At 71.3% G+C, this 15,930-nt stretch carries 13 protein-coding genes and 2 pseudogenes; 1 reads left to right on the plus strand and 14 read right to left on the minus strand.

All coding sequences use genetic code 11. The features are described 5' to 3' along the window. Positions 1-31: 31 nt before the first annotated feature. The 10 genes and pseudogenes from AC07O8_RS03740 to ribA form a co-directional block, all read right to left on the minus strand. Positions 32-163: pseudogene (locus AC07O8_RS03740) on the minus strand (thioredoxin-disulfide reductase); the annotation flags it as partial. After that, positions 161-301, minus strand: a pseudogene (locus AC07O8_RS03745) (FAD-binding protein); the annotation flags it as partial. The pseudogenes AC07O8_RS03740 and AC07O8_RS03745, both read right to left, overlap by 3 nt. Positions 302-320: 19 nt before the next feature. After that, on the minus strand, positions 321-2,303 hold the full coding sequence (gene dsbD / locus AC07O8_RS03750) for a protein-disulfide reductase DsbD (protein ID WP_495046750.1): 1,983 nt from the start codon (positions 2,301-2,303) through the stop codon (positions 321-323). Continuing rightward, a complete protein-coding gene (locus tag AC07O8_RS03755) occupies positions 2,300-3,226 on the minus strand; it encodes an FAD:protein FMN transferase (RefSeq protein ID WP_495046751.1) in 927 nt (308 codons plus the stop codon). The genes dsbD and AC07O8_RS03755 overlap by 4 nt, the downstream gene beginning before the upstream one ends. Positions 3,227-3,297: 71 nt before the next feature. Further along, on the minus strand, positions 3,298-4,482 hold the full coding sequence (locus AC07O8_RS03760) for a DUF3570 domain-containing protein (protein ID WP_495046752.1): 1,185 nt from the start codon (positions 4,480-4,482) through the stop codon (positions 3,298-3,300). A 7-nt stretch (positions 4,483-4,489) separates the two neighbouring features. Then, entirely contained in the window at positions 4,490-4,732 is a 243-nt protein-coding gene (locus tag AC07O8_RS03765; RefSeq protein WP_495046753.1) for a DUF4266 domain-containing protein, read from the minus strand. An 11-nt stretch (positions 4,733-4,743) separates the two neighbouring features. After that, the gene (locus AC07O8_RS03770; protein ID WP_495046754.1) at positions 4,744-7,545 is read right to left on the minus strand and encodes a choice-of-anchor D domain-containing protein; all 2,802 of its coding nucleotides are present in this window, start codon (positions 7,543-7,545) and stop codon (positions 4,744-4,746) included. 13 nt (positions 7,546-7,558) lie between these two features. After that, positions 7,559-8,053 (minus strand): CPBP family glutamic-type intramembrane protease, encoded by a 495-nt coding sequence (locus tag AC07O8_RS03775; protein WP_495046755.1) that lies wholly within the window; start codon positions 8,051-8,053, stop codon positions 7,559-7,561. Positions 8,054-8,184: 131 nt separating this feature from the next. After that, positions 8,185-8,706, minus strand: coding sequence for a hemerythrin domain-containing protein (locus AC07O8_RS03780; RefSeq protein WP_495046756.1), 522 nt, complete (start codon positions 8,704-8,706; stop codon positions 8,185-8,187). A 59-nt stretch (positions 8,707-8,765) separates the two neighbouring features. Continuing rightward, entirely contained in the window at positions 8,766-9,389 is a 624-nt protein-coding gene (ribA, locus tag AC07O8_RS03785) for a GTP cyclohydrolase II (RefSeq protein ID WP_088408543.1), read from the minus strand. Between the two features lie 253 nt (positions 9,390-9,642). Here ribA and AC07O8_RS03790 point away from each other — a divergent pair, with 253 nt between their 5' ends. Continuing rightward, complete coding sequence (locus tag AC07O8_RS03790; protein WP_495046757.1) at positions 9,643-11,388, plus strand: M14 family metallopeptidase; 1,746 nt, start codon at positions 9,643-9,645, stop codon at positions 11,386-11,388. Positions 11,389-11,678: 290 nt separating this feature from the next. Here AC07O8_RS03790 and ypfH read toward each other — a convergent pair whose 3' ends face one another. The 4 genes from ypfH to AC07O8_RS03810 form a co-directional block, all read right to left on the minus strand. After that, positions 11,679-12,380 carry an esterase gene (gene ypfH / locus AC07O8_RS03795; protein ID WP_495046758.1) on the minus strand — a complete coding sequence of 234 codons (702 nt, stop codon included), beginning with the start codon at positions 12,378-12,380 and terminating at the stop codon, positions 11,679-11,681. Between the two features lie 16 nt (positions 12,381-12,396). Then, positions 12,397-12,735 (minus strand): thioredoxin family protein, encoded by a 339-nt coding sequence (locus AC07O8_RS03800; RefSeq protein WP_495046759.1) that lies wholly within the window; start codon positions 12,733-12,735, stop codon positions 12,397-12,399. Between the two features lie 32 nt (positions 12,736-12,767). Then, a complete protein-coding gene (locus AC07O8_RS03805) occupies positions 12,768-15,053 on the minus strand; it encodes an ATP-binding protein (protein ID WP_495046760.1) in 2,286 nt (761 codons plus the stop codon). A 67-nt stretch (positions 15,054-15,120) separates the two neighbouring features. Further along, entirely contained in the window at positions 15,121-15,831 is a 711-nt protein-coding gene (locus AC07O8_RS03810; protein WP_495046761.1) for a response regulator, read from the minus strand. Between the last annotated feature and the right edge of the window lie 99 nt (positions 15,832-15,930).

Raw genomic sequence — 15,930 nt, forward strand, 5'->3', positions numbered from 1 at the left:
GGTGGGGGTGAGGGCCAGCGGCCTCACGCAGTCAGCCCGACTGCTGCTTCAGGAACCGCTGCGCATCCAGCGCCGCCATGCACCCGGTACCGGCGCTGGTGATCGCCTGCCGATAAACGTGATCCTGCACGTCTCCCGCAGCGAACACCCCCGACACGCCGGTCATCAACTGACCCCCTTGCGCGATGCCGGTGACCAGCAGCGGCTGGAGGTTGGCGCGCGCGGCGTAGAGGGCGGCGGTGTAGCCGGCGGGGCCCGAGCCGAGGATCAGCAGGGCGGTGTGTCGTTGCGGGAGGCTCATGTCGTTTCTGCCTGGCGTGTCACAGCTTGGCGCGGTCCAGGCGCTGGGCGAATTCGTCGGCCGGCAGGAAGCCGATCGTGCGCGCGGCCGCGAGCTCCTGGCCCTGCGGATCGAAGAACAGGATCCCCGGCGGGCCGAACAGCTGGAAGCGCTTGAGCAGGGCCTTCGCGTCGGCGCTGTTGGCGGTCACGTCGGCCTGCAGCAGGCGCGCGTTGCGCAAGCGCGCGGCGATCGCGGGATCCGAGAAGGTGAGGTGCTCCATCTCCTTGCAGGCGACGCACCAGTCGGCGTAGAAGTCCAGCATCACCGCACGGTCCGAGCCCGCAAGCGCCGCGTCCAGCTGCGCCACCGTCGTGATGCGCTCGAAGGCCGGTGCCTGGCCGGGGCGCGAGGCAGCCTCGGCGCTGGCGATCGGCAGCGTGCCCGCCGGGTTCCGGGCCAGATGGCGCAGCGGCATCAGCACGCTGTCGCCGCCGGACAGCGCGCCGCCGATCATCGCGGCGGACCACAGCGCCACCAGCGCGCCGCCGGCCTTGAGGGCGCGCGGCCGGTCGGCCTCGAACGCGCCCAGGCAGACCGCCGCGATCAACGCCACGGCGCCGATCAGGAACATCAGCGCACCGGTCGGCAGCACCGGCGAGACCAGCCACAGCGCCACCGCGATCAGCAGCAGGCCGAAGAAGGTCTTGACGTGTTCCATCCAGCGGCCGGCGCGCGGCAGCAAGGTGCCGGCGGAGAGCCCGAGCAGCAGCAGCGGCACGCTCATGCCGCAGGCCAGCGCGAACAACGCCGAGCCGCCCAGCACCACGTCGCGGGTCTGGCTGATGTAGACGAGGGCGCCGGCCAGCGGCGCCGCGACGCACGGCCCCACCAGCAGCGCGGAGAGGCCGCCCATCAGGAACACCCCGATGTGGCGGCCGCCCTTGATGCGGTTGGAGGCGTCGTTGACGCGGTCCTGGATGAAGCCCGGCATCTGGAACTCCCAGACGCCGAACATCGACAGCGCCAGCACCGAGAGCAGCAGCGCGAAGCTGCCCAGCACCCACGGGTTCTGCAGCGCGGCGGCGAAGCCGGCGCCGAGCAGGCCCGCGACGATGCCGGCGCTCGTGTAGACCATGGCCATGCCCAGCGAGTACGCCACGGCCAGCGAGAAGCCGCGCGCCCGCGAGACCGGCGCGCCCTGGCCGACGATGATCGACGACAGGATCGGGAGCATCGGCAGCACGCAGGGCGTGAACGACAGCAGCAGACCGCCGAGCAGGAACATGCCGACGACGCGCAGCAGGCTGCCCGATTGGAGGGCGGCGGCGCTGCTGTCAAGGGGGGCCAGGTCGGAGGCGGTGGACGTTGTCGATGTCGACGGCGCCGTCGTTGCCGCCGATGTCGTCGCTCCAGGGGTCTCCGCGGTCGAAGCGCCCGGTGTGCTTGACGTGCCCGAGCCTGTGGGCGCGGCGTTCTCGATGGGCGCCGACAGGGCGTCCGGCTGTGCTTCCCACGTCGCCTTCAGCAGGCCGTCGCCGCCGCGCGCCAGATGCACCAGCGCCTGCTGCGGCGGATAGCAGAGGCCGCGGTCCGCGCAGCCCTGGTAGCGCACCGTCAGCGTCTGAGGCGCGACGCCCTGCGGCAGTGGCTGCACGACGCGGACGGCGTCCGCCCACAACGTCATCGTCTTGTTGAAGTTGGGATCGAAGACCGACTTGCCGGCGGGCAGGCCCGGCGCGGGCAGCGCCTCGCCCTCCGCCTCGATGGCGAAGCGCTCGCGGTACAGGTGGTAGCCGGCGGCGATGTCGAATTCGACGATCACCGCGGGGCCGGCTGCCTGGCCGGCGCCTGCGGCGTCCGCAGCGTGCGCGGGGACGTCGATGCGCGCGCGTCCCGGGAAGGCCTGGGCGGGTTCCAGGAACGCGGGTTGATCGGTCGCCGCACGGGCGGGACCCGGGGCGGTGACGGCCAGCGCGAACGCGGCCGCCGCACCGGCGAGGAAGGGGGTGAGCAGTCTCATGGCGAGGTCGGAGGTTGGATCAGTTGTTCGGGATCGTGCGTGTGGACCCGGCCGTCGGCGTCGACGAGCAGGAACCCCACGTCCGGCGTGCTCAGCCGCGACGGCGCATCGGCGCCGATCAACATGGCCATCGTGGCCAGGGCGCCGGCCGCGACGCACAGCGGCGCCACGACGCTGACGGCCTGCCAGTGGCGGACCGGCTGGCCGGTGCGCGGATCGAGGATGTGGCAGCAGCGGCGGCCGTCCGGGGTGATGAAGAAGCGCTCGTAGTCGCCGCTGGTGGCGAGCGCGCCGTAGCGCAGCGGGATGCGGGCGCAGACCTCGTCCTCGCGGCGCGGATGGCGGATCGCGAAGACCCAGGGCTGGCCGTCGGGACGCGGACCGATGACGCGGATGTCGCCGCCGAGGTTCACGAAGCCGTGGCGCATGCCGAGGTCGCGCAACGCGGCGACCGCGCGGTCGGCGGCGTACTCCTTGCCGATGCCGCCGAAGTCGATCTCCATGCCGGCTTGCGGCAGGGCGATCGCGCGGCCGTCCCAGTGCACGCGGTGCCAGCCGATGCGCAGACGCTGGAACGCCAGGGCATCAGGCGTGGGCTCGCGGCCGGCCTTGAAGTCCCACACGCGCCGCAGGCAGCCGCTGGTGATGTCGAAGAGACCGTCGCTCTGCCGATGCAGCTCGGCGGCAAAATTCAGCAGTTGCGCGGTCTCGTCGTCGACGGCGACGGCATGGCGGCCGGCGCGGGCGTTGATCGCGGCGATCACGCTGTCGTCGCGGTAGCGCGAGTACTTGCGCTCGATGCGGCGCACCTCGGCCTCGGCGGCTTCGCAGGCGTCGGCGGCCGCGTGCGCCGCCACGCCGCCGAGCACGATCTCGTTGGGCGAGGCCATCGCGGTGAAGGCATGGCGGTGGACGGTCCACATGGCGCGCGGGTCGTTGCCGTGGGTCGTTGCGGGTCGTTGCGGAGTCGTCGCTGCCGGCTTGTCGCTGCCGGTCAGAACCGGTGCGAGAGGCCGACCTGCAGCCAGTCGGCCTGGAATCGCGCCAGGCCCGGCGAGCCGCTGCCGCCCAGGCGCCAGGCGGCGCGCTGCTCGTAGTGCTCGAGGCTCAGGTCGGCGGTCCAACGCGGAGCGATCTCGTAGGCGACCTTCATCCCGACGGTGATCGCGCCGAAGGCCGACAGGCGCTGGTCCGGGGACAGGTATTGCGGCGAGGTCGCGGTGTAGCCGGGCGGCAGCGGGGCGCCGAGCGACGCGTCGTAAACCGGGTCGTAGTAGAACTTCGCGGCACGCTGCGTCGTGTAGCGCAGCGACGGGGTCACCGTCCAGCCGCCGGACAGCGGCTGCACCCAAGCCGTTTCCAGCGTGTTGGCGCGCACGCCGAAGCTGTCGGCGTAGTAGCGCCAGCTGCTGCGCAGCGTCGCCTGCCAGTCGCTGAAATGATGGTTCCAGCGCGTCATCAGCGTGTACTGTTCGCGCCGGTCGGGCCGACGGTCGGGGAACTTGTACGGGTCGGAGTACATCCCGTGGCCCCAATTCGCGCCGACGCTGAGCTGCACCAGGTCCACCGCGGTCCAGGCCTGGGTCACGCCGACGGTCAGCTGGGTCGTGTTCCGGCCCCGGCTGAGCGTCGGGTCGTTGGACGATCCGATCCAGTCGTCGCTGAAGGCGGCGCCGATGTTCCAGGTGGTGTTGTTGTCTTCGCTGGAACGGCGATAACCGGCGGAGACGGTGCGCGAGCGGTAGTCGTGTTCGGTCGAATACGCGGCGCCGAGCGACCACGCGTCGCGGTCGTTGTAGCGGGTGACCTGGAGGTCGCCGGCCTTGCGGGTCTCGTCGAGCCGCGAGGCGCCGGAGACCGCGCTGTGATACCGCGGCGAGGCGCCGGAGACGCTGTCGTTCACCAGCGATCCTTCCACCGACCAGCGACCCGCGACGGGCACCATCAGGTAGACCGACGGCGCGGTCACCTGGATCCGATCGAAGCCGGGCTGGCGGTCGCGGTAGTGCAGCAGCTTGACCGACATCTCGGCCTGCTCGGGCGGGGTCTCGGCGAGCGCGGGGGCCTGCAGGCCGGGCAGCAGCAGGGCGGCGGCCAGGACGCCGCCCCAGGTGTTGCGGCCGCTGCCGGTGCCCGCGCCGGCATCCACGGGCGCGTTCACGTTCATGCCAGCGGTCACGTCGTGCTCAGTTGCATCCACAGCCGCCTCCTCCCACGCCGTTGCCGCCGGACGCGTTTTCCTTGCTCGTGTAGATGTGCTGCGCAAAGCGGTCGCCGAGGACGTCGCCGCCCATCGTCATCTCTGGGCGGGCGAGGGCGCCTTTCTCCCAGGGTTGGGGGGGCTGCAGGGCGCAGCCGGTGCTGGCGATCGCGATCAGCGCGGCGATCGCGCCAGGTGCGCGGCGGCGCAAGAGGGAACGTGTTTCCATCGGAATCTCCTTCAAGGGGTCTTCAGCGCGGCGGCGATGCGGGCCTCGAGCTCGGCCTCGTCCTCGGCGCGGAAACCGCTGTGCTGCATCAGCACGCGCCCGTCGGGACCGAGCAGCACCGAGCTCGGCATCGCGCGCACACCGACACGTCGGGCGGAGTCGCCCTTCGGATCGAAGCCCAACGACACCGTGGCCGGCACTTCCTTGAGGAAGGCCTGCGCGTCCGCACGACTCGCGTCGAGATTCACCGCGACGATGCGCAGACCCTGCGAGCCGTACTTCGCCTGCATGCGGTTCATCCAGGGGAAAGACTGGCGGCACGGACCGCACCAGGACGCCCAGAAGTCGACGTAGGTCACCTTGGCCTTGCCGTCGTGCAATGGGACCGGGACGCCGTCGGCGCTGGGGACGCTCGCAACCGGCAAGGGCTGGCCGACGTCGGCGGCGTGTGCGTCGGTGGTGGCGAACGAGAAGACCGTCGTCAGTGCGATCGCGGCGATGGCAGGCGGCGTTGCCTTGGCGGAGACCGCTCGGACTGCTCGTCGCCAAGCGCGGGCACTCCACGGCGCAGGGGGCATCCCTCCGGGAACCCCCAGCACCATTCCGGCCCCAGCAGCACTCGCTGCCTGCTCGTTCTTCGATGTGCTCGCGGTCTGCTCCCATGTCTTGGCCACATCGCTCGACAGTTGCGTGGCACCCTCTTGGCCCCCTCTCCCGCACCGCGGGAGAGGGCGGGGGGTGAGGGACGGGCTTGTCGCAGTGCGGCGACGCCACAGGATCAGCGCAGAAAGTGCCGCCATCACGAGGAGCAACGGATCGGCCGCACCGGTGCCCGAGCCAATCGTGCAACCGCCGCCACCACTGTTCGACGCTTCAGTGCCGCCCGGCGACCCGCGCAGCGCGACCGTCGTGGTGGCCGGCGTCATGTCACCTTGCAGCGTGAGCGTGCCGGTGTCGGTGCCGGCAGGCGCCGAGGCAGCCGCGCCCGCACCCAGCCACCTCAACGTGACCTGGCAGTTCGCGCCGGGCTGCACGGCGAAGGGCGCCGCGCCGCAGGCGTTGGTGCCGGCGGTGTCGATGGCGAAGCGGGCGCTGTCGACGCTGAGCGCGCTGATGTGCAGCACGCCGGCGCCGCTGTTGGTCAGCGTCAGCGGACGGCCGTTCGTGTCGGCGGGACCGAAGTCGAGCGAGGTGGCGGACAGCTGCAGCGCAGGCTGCGGCGGAGCCGCCCCGACACCGGTCAAGGTCAACGGCGCGGGCAGCGAGGCGTTGGTCGCGACGACCGCAACCGTGGCGGCACGCTTGCCGACGCCGCGCGGGCTGAAGCCGATCGCCAGGTCGCAGCTGGCGCCGACGGCGAGGATGGCGCCGGCGGTGCAGGTGGCGCTGGTGTCGACGCGGTAGTCGGCGGCCGCATCGCCGGCGAAGGCGAAGCTGCCGAGCGTCGCGGCGACATCGCCGGTGTTGCTCAGCGTGAAGTGCTTGAGACCGCCGTCGGCGCCCATCGTGACGGTGCCGAAGTCGGCGCTGGTCGCCGCGGTCCAGATCAGGATCGGCGTGTTGGCGAGGACGCCGCTGCCGCCGAGCGCGACCGACTGCGGCGAGGCGGCGGCATTGCTGGTGATTGTGAGCGTGCCGGTCGCGGCGCCGGCGCCGGCAGGCGCGAAGCTGACGTTGACGGCGCAGCTGCCGCCGGCGGGCACGCCGCCGCCACAGGTGTCGGTCGTCGTGAACGGGCCGGTGGCCGCGATGGCGCTGAAGGTCAGCGCGGCATTGCCGGTGTTGGAGACGGTGACTGTCTGCGGGGTGCTGGTCCGTCCGACGGACAGGGCGCCGAAGCTGAGCTGCGTGGTCGACAGCGTCGACACCGGTGTGGGCTGGGCCTGGCCGGTGCCGCTCAGGGCGATGTCGACGTTGGCGGTGGCGTTGTTGGCCGTGGGGGCGATGGCGGCGACGGTCAGGGTGGCGGCGCGTGAGCCGGTCGCGGCGGGCGCGAAGGTGGCGGTGACGGTGCAGGTGGCGCCGACGGCGAGCGAGGTGCCGGCGGCGCAGGTGCCGCCGCGGGTGAAGTCGGCGGCGTTGGCGCCGGTGACGCCGATGCTGCTGAAGTTGAGCGGCGCGGTGCCGGTGTTGCTCAGCGTGACGGTGCGCGCGGCGGAGGCGCTGGCCAGGGGCTGGTTGCCGAAGGCGAGGGTGGTGGCATCGGCGGAGAGCACGGCGGTCAGCGTGACGTTGGCGGTGCCGCTGAGCGTGATGGGGATGGGCGTGGCGATGCCGTTGTGGCTGATCGTGAGCGCGCCGCTGCGGGTGCCGGCCGCGGTGGGACTGAAGACGACGCCGACGGTGCAGCTGGTGCCCGCGGGCACGGTGGTGCCGCAGGTGCCGCCCTGCACGGCGAAGTCGCCGCTGGCGACTGCGGACAGGCTGCCAAGGGCGGCGCTGCGGCTGGCGCTGATGGTGATGGTGGAGACGGCGCTGGACTGGCCGACGGCGGTCTGCGCGAAGCTGATCGAGGAGGGCGAGTTGCCGAGGTAGGCGGCGATGTTGGCGATGTCGGCGGCGGAGACCGCGCCGCCGACGCCTGCCATCTGCGGGATGGTGTCGAGCGCGTTCTGGATCATCGCGGGGTTGTTGCGGCCGCGGTCGACGACGGCGGTGGAGGCGACCGTGTGACAGGCGGCGCAGACCTGCGAGAACCGGGCCTGGCCGGCGACGGGGTCCGCGGCGAACGCAGGACCCGCGAGGACCGCGGCCGTGATCGCAAAAGTCGCGACGATCGCGCCGGGTAGGGCGCTGCGCAAGGGAAGGGTCATGGCGGGAGCCTCGTCAGGATGAAGAGAGGGAGACGGAGACCGTCGAGAAGAAGGGGGACGCGGAAGGGGATGCGGAAGGGGTCGAAAAGGGGGACGCGAAGGGCGGCGCAAAAGGGAGCGTCGGGCCCGGCGCGAGCAGCGGCAGCAGGGCGGGTGCGGCGAGCAGCCAGCACGCGTTGAAGCCGGCATGCCAGGCGATGCAGCGCGGCAGGGAGCGATGCCGTCGGTAGCTGAGGCCGATCCACCACGCAGGCCCGGCGGTGGCGAGCGCGAGCAGCAATGCGGGAAGCGCCGGCGCGGGCGTGACGACGGCGAGCACGATCGCGTGCGCCGCGCCGAAGGCGAGCGCGGTGAGCACGACGGCATGGCGCCGCGCGGCGGCAGCGCGCGAGGTCGACAGCCGCTCCTGGAGGCCGAGCCGGAAGAGGATCTCTTCGAAGCAGGGCGCGAGCAGGAGCTGCCGGAGAACGACGTCCCAAGGGATAGGGACGGGGAGGAAAAGCGGCATGGGCGCGGCGGAAATTCACGCAGGGGTTCTGCGTAGGTGCCGGCGCGCGGGAGAAAGGTTGCGAAGGGGCGGGGGCGTTACGAGTTGGTCACAAACGCCGAAGCACGGTGGCCATTGATGTGGGCGACGATTCAGGTGCGTCGCCGGCCCGCCATTTCCTCGCCCATCACACGCAGCACGGTGTCAGGTGTTGCCGCGCTCGCCGACGGATAGGCATCGTGATCCTCGGCGTCGATGTGACGCCGGTAAAGCGTCGCGAAGGTCTGCCAGCGCTCGCGCGCCTCGACCAGCGCCTCATTCGGCATCGATCCATCACGGATCGCCTCCAGGTCCGGGACGATCGCGGCCCAGCGCGTTTCCATCTCCCGATGGTCGGCCAGCAATCGATCGGCGAGCTCGCCGTCGCCCTGCTCGCGCAGCCGCGGCAGCACGTGCAGTTCCTCGTCCTCGTGGTGCAGCGGCGCGGCAATCGTGAAGTAGCGCAGCACGTCCTTCGCCGCATCCCTCGCCTGCGCGTCGCAGCCGTGCGCGGCCACATGCGCGCCTAGGCGTTCGAGCAGGGTCAGCGTCCGCGCCATCCGCTCGTGGCAAGCGGCCATCAGCTCGAAGGGCTGGTCGAAGCCCGCGCCGGGTGAAGCGTGGAGGAGACTCATGGGAGGACCGACGGCGTCATTCCGGTGTCATTCCGGCGTCGCTCGTGGACGATCCCCGATCACTCCAGGTAGTGCCCCATCCGCTTGCGCTTGGTCTCGAGGTAACGCTCGTTGTGCGGGTTCGCGGCGATGCGCAGCGGCACCAGCGCCTCGACCTCGACCCCGCCCGCCACCAGCGCGTCGCGCTTCTGCGGGTTGTTGGTGATCAGCCGGACGCTCTTCACGCCGAGCAGACACAGGATGTCGATGGCGTCGGCGTAGTCGCGCTCGTCCTCGGCATGGCCCAGGCGCAGGTTGGCGTCGATGGTGTCGACGCCGGCTTCCTGCAGCGCGTAGGCGCGCAGCTTCTCGACCAGGCCGATGCCGCGCCCCTCATGGCCGCGCATGTAGATGACGATGCCGCCCTCGTCCTTCAGCAGGTCCAGCGCGCCCTGCAGCTGCGGACCGCAGTCGCAGCGCAGCGACTGGAAGACGTCGCCCGTCAGGCATTCGCTGTGCACGCGCAGCAGGCCGCCGCGCTCCTGCAGTGGACCGACCGACAGCACCAGGTGCTCCGAGCCCGTCGCCGGGCTGCGGAAGGCCCGCGCCTGGAAGTCGCCCAGCGTGGACGGCAGGTGCACCACTTCCCACTCGGTCGCCCCTTGCGTCCCCAACGGGATCTTCTCGCAGTGATTCACAGCCATCTCTCCAGCTTCGCGTCGGCGTCCTCGCGGACCGCCGGGTGGCGTGGTCCATTCGGTCGTCCAGTCGTTCGATTGTTCGGTCGTTCGTTCATGTCGTGCGATGCGCGCCCGCCGCATCGACGGCGCGCACGTGCAAGGGCAGCAATTTAACCCGTCTCAGGGAAAACGCGCTGTCGCGGCGTGGAGAGGCCTCTCGGTCGCAGGGGCGTGGGCATGCAAAATCGGCCGCACCGACACCGCCCCTGGGACGCCCATGACCGCTCTCCCGCCCGCCGCCGCGCCCGCGCCGGATCCATCGATCCCGACGCTGCCCATCCCGCGCTTCGACGAGTTCCCGCGCTACGACGCGCTCACGCAACTGCTGTTCAGCTACGCGGAGGCCCGTCCCAACCTGGTGTCGGTGCGGTCCATCGGCAAGAGTTTCGAGGGCCGCGAGATCTGGGCCCTCATCCTGACCAACACCGCGACCGGCAGCGACGTCGAGAAGCCCGCCTTCTGGCTCGACGGCAACATCCACGCCGCCGAACTCACCGCCTGCACGACCTGCCTGTACTACCTGCACGACCTGCTGGCCAAGTACGGCATCGACCCGCAGGTCACGCACCTGCTGGACACGCGCACGATCTACATGGTGCCGCGCCTGAACCCGGACGGCGCCGAGCTCGCGCTGGCCGACCGGCCTCGCCACATCCGCTCGTCGACGCGGCCGTACCCGTTCGACGAGGAGCCGGTGGAAGGCCTCAGCGTCGAGGACATCGACGGCGACGGCCGCATCCTGACGATGCGCATCGCCGACCCGCACGGCGGCTACAAGAAGCACCCGGACGATCCGCGCCTGATGGTCCCGCGCCAGCCCGGCGAATTCGGCGGCGAGTACTACCGCCTGATGCCCGAGGGGCTGGTGATCAACCACGACGGCTTCAGCATCAAGGTCAACCGCGACAGCGAAGGCCTGGACCTGAACCGCAACTTCCCCGCCGGCTGGCGGCAGGAGTTCGAACAGGTCGGCGCCGGTCCGTACCCGACCAGCGAGCCCGAGGTGCGCGCGATGGTGGACTTCATGGTGAGCCATCCCAACATCGGCGCGGCGATCAGCTTCCACACGCACAGCGGCGTGATCCTGCGGCCCTGCGGCACGCGCGGCGACGACGAGATGCCGCCCGAGGACCTCTGGACCTTCCAGCGTTTCTCCAAGCTCGGCGAGCAGCACACCGGCTATCCGGCGGTGAGCATCTGGCACGAGTTCAAGTACCACCCGAAGGAGGTCATCACCGGCACGCAGGACTGGGTCTACGAGCACCTGGGCGCGCTGTTCTGGGTGGTGGAGCTGTGGTCGCCCAACAAGGAGGCCGGGATCACCGGCTACAAGTGGATCGACTGGTTCCGCGACCATCCGGTGGAGGACGACCTCAAGCTGCTGAAGTGGAGCGACGAGCACTGCGACGGCAAGGCGCATGTCGAGTGGAGTTCGTTCATGCATCCGCAGCTGGGGCCGGTGGAGATCGGCGGCTGGGACAAGATGAACTTCTGGCGCAACCCGCCGCCGCACCTGCGCGAGCGCGAGGCCGCGCGCTTCCCGGCATGGATGAACCAGATCGCGTTGAGCCTGCCGAAGCTGGAGCTGCTGCGCACGGAGGTGCGGGCGCTGGGGCCGGACACCTGGCGCGTGCGCATGGCGGTGGGCAACAGCGGTTGGCTGCCGGCCTATGTGACCAAGCAGGCGCTGGCGCGCAAGCAGACGCGCGGCGTGATGTTCGAGATCATCCTGCCGGTGGATCCCGAGGTCGGGCTGGTCAGCGGCAAGCCGCGGATGGAAGGGCCGCAGCTGGAGGGGCATGCGCCGAAGCAGACGCAGCTGGCGTTCTTGCCGGAGCGCGACATCACGGGGGATCGCGCCTACGGCGAGTGGGTGGTGAGAGCGCCGCAAGGCACGCGTCTGAGCCTGGTCGCGTGGGCGGATCGGGCGGGTACCGTGAGGACTGAAGTCACCCTCGATTGACACTGGCCGCCCTGCAGCGACCGCAGCCCTTACCCCCACCCTCTCCCGCAAGAGGTGTCGCATGACTGCCTAGACCCCGCGCGCTGCGCGCGCCCCTCACCCCCTGCCCTCTCCCGCAAGCGGGAGAGGGAGCAAGGCGGGCCGTGCTACTGCAAGCGGGAGAGGGAGCAAGGCGGGCCGTGCTACTGCAAGCGGGAGAGGGGGAAAGAGGCGGCGACGCTGCGGGTGGAGCCGGTCGGACTCCCTCTCCCGCTTGCGGGAGAGGGTGGGGGTGAGGGCCAGCGGCCGTGTCAGTGCCGCGGCTCGTTCTTGTCCTGCTCTGCTGCAGCGAGCACTGCCTCGCGCCAGAGCCGCGCCGGAATGAACGTCCGCAACTGCTCCATCGCGCGCTCGATGAGCGCCGGGTGCAGCTCATGGCCGACATGCGGGAGCACATCCGCCGTGATGTCGGCGCCCAGCGCCATCAGCTCGCGCGCCGCGTTGAGCAGCGCGGGGTAGGGCAGCTCGCTGTCGTCCTTGCCATGCAGCAGATGGATGGAGACATCCTTCGGCGCATGCTGCGGCCAGTAGGCAAACGCCCCACCGAAGGCGAGCACGCGACCCGCCAGCTGCTCCTCCTGCTGCAGCGCTTCCAGCGCCAGGATCGCGCCCTGTGAGAACCCGCCCAGCGCCACCCGCCCCCACTCCAGATCGAGCTTCTCCGCCCAGCCGCGCACCAGCGCGACCAGGGACGGCACCGCCGCGCTCAGGCGCAGCGCCCGGAGCGTGTCGTCGCCCTGCTCGGAGTACCACTGGAACCCCGCGCCGCCGCCCGGGATCGCGTCGAAGGGCTCGAAACCCTGCAGCAGCACCAGCGCGGCGCGTGGGTACTGGCGGTGCAGCGCCTCGGCCAGCGGGCGCATTTGTTCGGCATCGGCGCCGGCGCCGTGCAGCAGCACGAACAGCAGATCGGGCGCTCCGTCCTTGGGGAGCAGCACATGGGCTTGGGTCATGGGGCGCGATTGTCCGTCACGTGTTGTCGATGCGCTCCAGCGCGGCCCGGATATCCGCGGCGTTCGTGGGCCTGACCAGGCGCTCCACCTCCTGCCCGTCGCGCATGAAGATCAGCGTCGGCCACAGCTTGACCTTGAACGATCGGCCCAGCGCCTGGCCCTTGCCGTCCTCGACCTTGATGTGCTGGACCATCGCGTGCCGGCCGTCGAAAGCCTGCGCCAGCAGCGGCTGCGCCGCCTCGCAGATGGGACACCACGAGGCGCCGAACTCGACCAGCAGCGGATGTTCCTTCGACAGCGTGTCGACGGCGTCGCGGATCGGCTCGGTCAGCGCGTAATGGGGATTCATCGGCATGAGGACCTCCTTGTCGATTGAGGGGGAGCCGGTCAGACCGCGGCGCGGCGCAGGCTCATCTCGAACACCACCCCCTCCGGCACATTGAATGCCCGGATGCTGCCATCCATCTTCGCCAGGTAGGTCTTCGCCACGAAGAGCCCCTGGCCGCGGCGTTCCCCGTTGACCTGAGGTGCCGTGTCGGACACGCCGTACTCGAAGATCCGGTCGAGCATCGCCGCGTCGATCTGCGGCCCCTGGTTGCGGATCCGCAGCAGGACGAAGCCGGGCTCGCCCGCCTGCAGGGTGACGGCAATGGGCGTGCCTCCGGGCCGGTAGCGGTCGGCGTTGCGCAGCACGTGCGTGACGGCGTCCTCGAGCGCGTAGGCCTCCGCGTGCACCGGCTGCGGCTCGGGCAGCGCGGTCTCGAAGCTCACGTGATCGATGCCGGCGTAGTGGGCGTTCGCCGCCACCTCGCGGCAGAAGGCCGCCAGGTCCAGGACCTCGGTGTGCAGGTCCGCCGACGCCAGCGCCTCGCTCGGCGGCGCGCTGCCGTACAACACCTTCACCGCCTGCTGCATCCGCTGCACGTAGCGATGGCTGGGATCGTCCGCCGCGCCGTGCAGCACCATCAGCGACTGCAGCGGCGACATGATCTCGTGCCCCACCGCATGCCACATCTCGCGCTCGCGCTCCGCCCGCAGCTGCTCGCGGCGCAGGCCGTCCTTCACGCGGGTCAGCGCATCGGCCAGGCTGCCCGCGAGGATGCCCAGTTCGTCCCGGCCGCGCAGGTCGGCCACATCGAGCTCGCTGATGCGCTGATCCGCCCGCGCGTCCTGCATGTTGTAGGAGACGGCCGCCGCTCGCCTGGTCAGCACCGCGATGCCACGGATCAGGCCGAGTTCCACCATCAGCCACGCGAGCGCGACGGCCGCCAGCATCGCCGCCGCCAGCCAGGCCAGCGGTCGCGCCTCCAGCGCGAGCTGGCGGTCGAGGCTGCGCAGGTCGCCGCGCAGGTCGAGCCGGTAACGGCCGCTCGGCGTCGCCACTTCGTCTGAGGCGGTCAGCCAGCGGACCTCCGCGGCATCGGTGTCCGCGCCGACGCCGAGGATGTCGCCCTGCACCGGCAGGCGCCGCATCACGTGGATCAGCCATGGCAGGGCGTGCTCCGACAGCTCCGGACCGCGGCGCTCGGCGATCGTCGTCGCCTGCTTGCCCAGGCGCTCGATGCGCAGCGTCTCGCCCGGCTGCAGCGAAGCGCCGATCCGGTCCAGCGACAGCGCGAGCGACGCGCCCGGCTTGGCACTGTCGAAGAGGACCGGCACTGGTGCGGGCGTGGCGCTCGCGACGACGGACGTCGCATCGGATGCCGCCGCAGATGCCATCGCCGATGCCGCCGCAGGTGCCGCCGAGGCCGCCGCCGATGCCGCGGCCGGATCGGCGGACCCGCCGGGTTCGATGGGTTCAGACGGGCCGAGCAGCTCCACCCGCACGCGCATCCGGTCGAGGTCCGCAGGCGGCCACACCGGCCGGGCGCGGCGGCCGGCGTCGTCGAAGAGCGCCTCCTGGAAGGCTTCCACCGGCAGCCGGATCGAATAGAAGGTGCGTCGCGCGCAGTCCGGACCGCTGCTGCCTTCCGCGCAAGGCCCTTCGCGCCAGAGCCAGCCGCGGAACTCGCGCACCGGGCGCGCCTTGCCGGGCAGTTGCGGCCCCGCGCCGAGGAAGCCTGTCAGTCGACCGCGTTGCGTGCCGTCGGCCGCGGCGGCGCCTTCGAACGGCGCAATCCAGGTCTGGGTGCCGCCGCGCAGCTTCAGCGTCACCCGCGCCCGATGCACGCCGCTCAGGTCCAGCGCGCCGTGCTCCCGGCCGGCGAGCGGGCCGCTCTCCAGGCTGCCGACCAGGTAGAGGAATCCGCCCGCGTAGGCGTTGGCGCCCACGGCGGCGCACAGGCTCGCGCCGTCGGGCCAGCGCAGGCCGCAGCCGGCCATCTCGACCGCGCGCTGCGCCTTGTTCTGGTCGTCGAAGTCGATCGCCGAGAACGGCAGCAGCACCGGCGCCTGGCCGTCGCGGTCGCCCGCGCCCATCGTCGGATTGAGCAGCGCCAACTGCCCGCTGGGATGGCGCAGCTGCAGGACGATCTCCGCCAGCGATTGCCGGAAGCCCTGCGCGTAGCGCTGGTAGGCGCGCTGCTTCTGGTCGGTCAGCACGGTCAGCACCAGGCCGACCGTCGCCAGCGCCAGCAGCAGGAAGGCCAGGTGCACGACCGCGCGCCGGCGGAAAGCCGCCAGGCCCAGGCGCGGCACGGCCAGCGCGGGCAGCTCGACCGGTCCGAGCTTCATGCGGCGACCCGCGTCGTCGATGCGATGCCAGCGCCACTTGCGCGCGGGGCAATCACGGTCAAGGCGCTCATCGCGGCGCCGACCACCGGAACCCCCGCATCGGCACGTTCTCGATCGCGTCGAACGTCGGATCGACTTCCTTCAGCGCCTCGCGCAGCGTCGACACATGCTTGCGGACGTTGTCGCGGGTGCGGCCGCTCTTGACGACGTCGTAGAGCTCTTCGTACGACACCACCTGCGGCGCGCGCTGGTAGAGCGTGGCGAGGATGCGCTGGGCCGTCAGCGGCAGGTTGATGCGCTGGCCCTTCCACAGCGGGCTGCGCTGCCAGAGCGGGTCCAGCTGCAGCGCCTCGGGCGCGGCCGCGACCGGCTCGGCGGCCTCGCGGGCGCGGGCGGCGCGCAGGATGTCGAGGAAGGTGTCGATGAACTCGGACTCGTCGAAGCTGGTCTTCTGCAGGTAGTCCCAGGCGTCGAGCGCCTTCATGATCCCGCGGTAGATGGCCGCCGGCATGGCCGACACCACCAGCACCGGCGTGCCGGCGTTCAGCTTGTTGATCTCGTTGATCAGCGCGATGCCGGCGTTGCGTTCGCGGCCGAGCTCGATGTCGAGCACGACCATCTCGTAGCGCTCGCGCGCCAGCGCGGCCTCGGCGGCGTCGCGGTCGAACCATTGATCGACCTGCAGCTCGGGCCGCGCGGCGCGGATCCAGCCGGTGAGCTGCTCGCTGGTGGGGCGGTCGTCCTCGATGACGGCGACCTTGTTCCTGGGGATGGCCATGGCGCCGGATTATCGGCAGCGCGGCGCCTTCCCGCGCGGCGGGCGTGTGAGGGTTTCTTCCGGACCGTGAAGGGACCGGCCGACGCCCGCATTGAGGCT

This window comes from Roseateles sp. GW821-FHT09G09, assembly GCF_059415965.1.

Excerpts from the sequence above, each read along its gene's own strand:
- dsbD (WP_495046750.1), bottom strand. The coding sequence starts at position 2,303 with ATGAGACTGCTCACCCCCTTCCTCGCCGGTGCGGCGGCCGCGTTCGCG.
- AC07O8_RS03755 (WP_495046751.1), bottom strand. The coding sequence starts at position 3,226 with ATGTGGACCGTCCACCGCCATGCCTTCACCGCGATGGCCTCGCCCAAC.
- AC07O8_RS03765 (WP_495046753.1), bottom strand. The coding sequence starts at position 4,732 with ATGGAAACACGTTCCCTCTTGCGCCGCCGCGCACCTGGCGCGATCGCC.
- AC07O8_RS03770 (WP_495046754.1), bottom strand. The coding sequence starts at position 7,545 with ATGACCCTTCCCTTGCGCAGCGCCCTACCCGGCGCGATCGTCGCGACT.
- AC07O8_RS03775 (WP_495046755.1), bottom strand. The coding sequence starts at position 8,053 with ATGCCGCTTTTCCTCCCCGTCCCTATCCCTTGGGACGTCGTTCTCCGG.
- AC07O8_RS03780 (WP_495046756.1), bottom strand. The coding sequence starts at position 8,706 with ATGAGTCTCCTCCACGCTTCACCCGGCGCGGGCTTCGACCAGCCCTTC.
- ribA (WP_088408543.1), bottom strand. The coding sequence starts at position 9,389 with ATGGCTGTGAATCACTGCGAGAAGATCCCGTTGGGGACGCAAGGGGCG.
- AC07O8_RS03790 (WP_495046757.1), top strand. The coding sequence starts at position 9,643 with ATGACCGCTCTCCCGCCCGCCGCCGCGCCCGCGCCGGATCCATCGATC.
- ypfH (WP_495046758.1), bottom strand. The coding sequence starts at position 12,380 with ATGACCCAAGCCCATGTGCTGCTCCCCAAGGACGGAGCGCCCGATCTG.
- AC07O8_RS03800 (WP_495046759.1), bottom strand. The coding sequence starts at position 12,735 with ATGCCGATGAATCCCCATTACGCGCTGACCGAGCCGATCCGCGACGCC.
- AC07O8_RS03805 (WP_495046760.1), bottom strand. The coding sequence starts at position 15,053 with ATGAAGCTCGGACCGGTCGAGCTGCCCGCGCTGGCCGTGCCGCGCCTG.
- AC07O8_RS03810 (WP_495046761.1), bottom strand. The coding sequence starts at position 15,831 with ATGGCCATCCCCAGGAACAAGGTCGCCGTCATCGAGGACGACCGCCCC.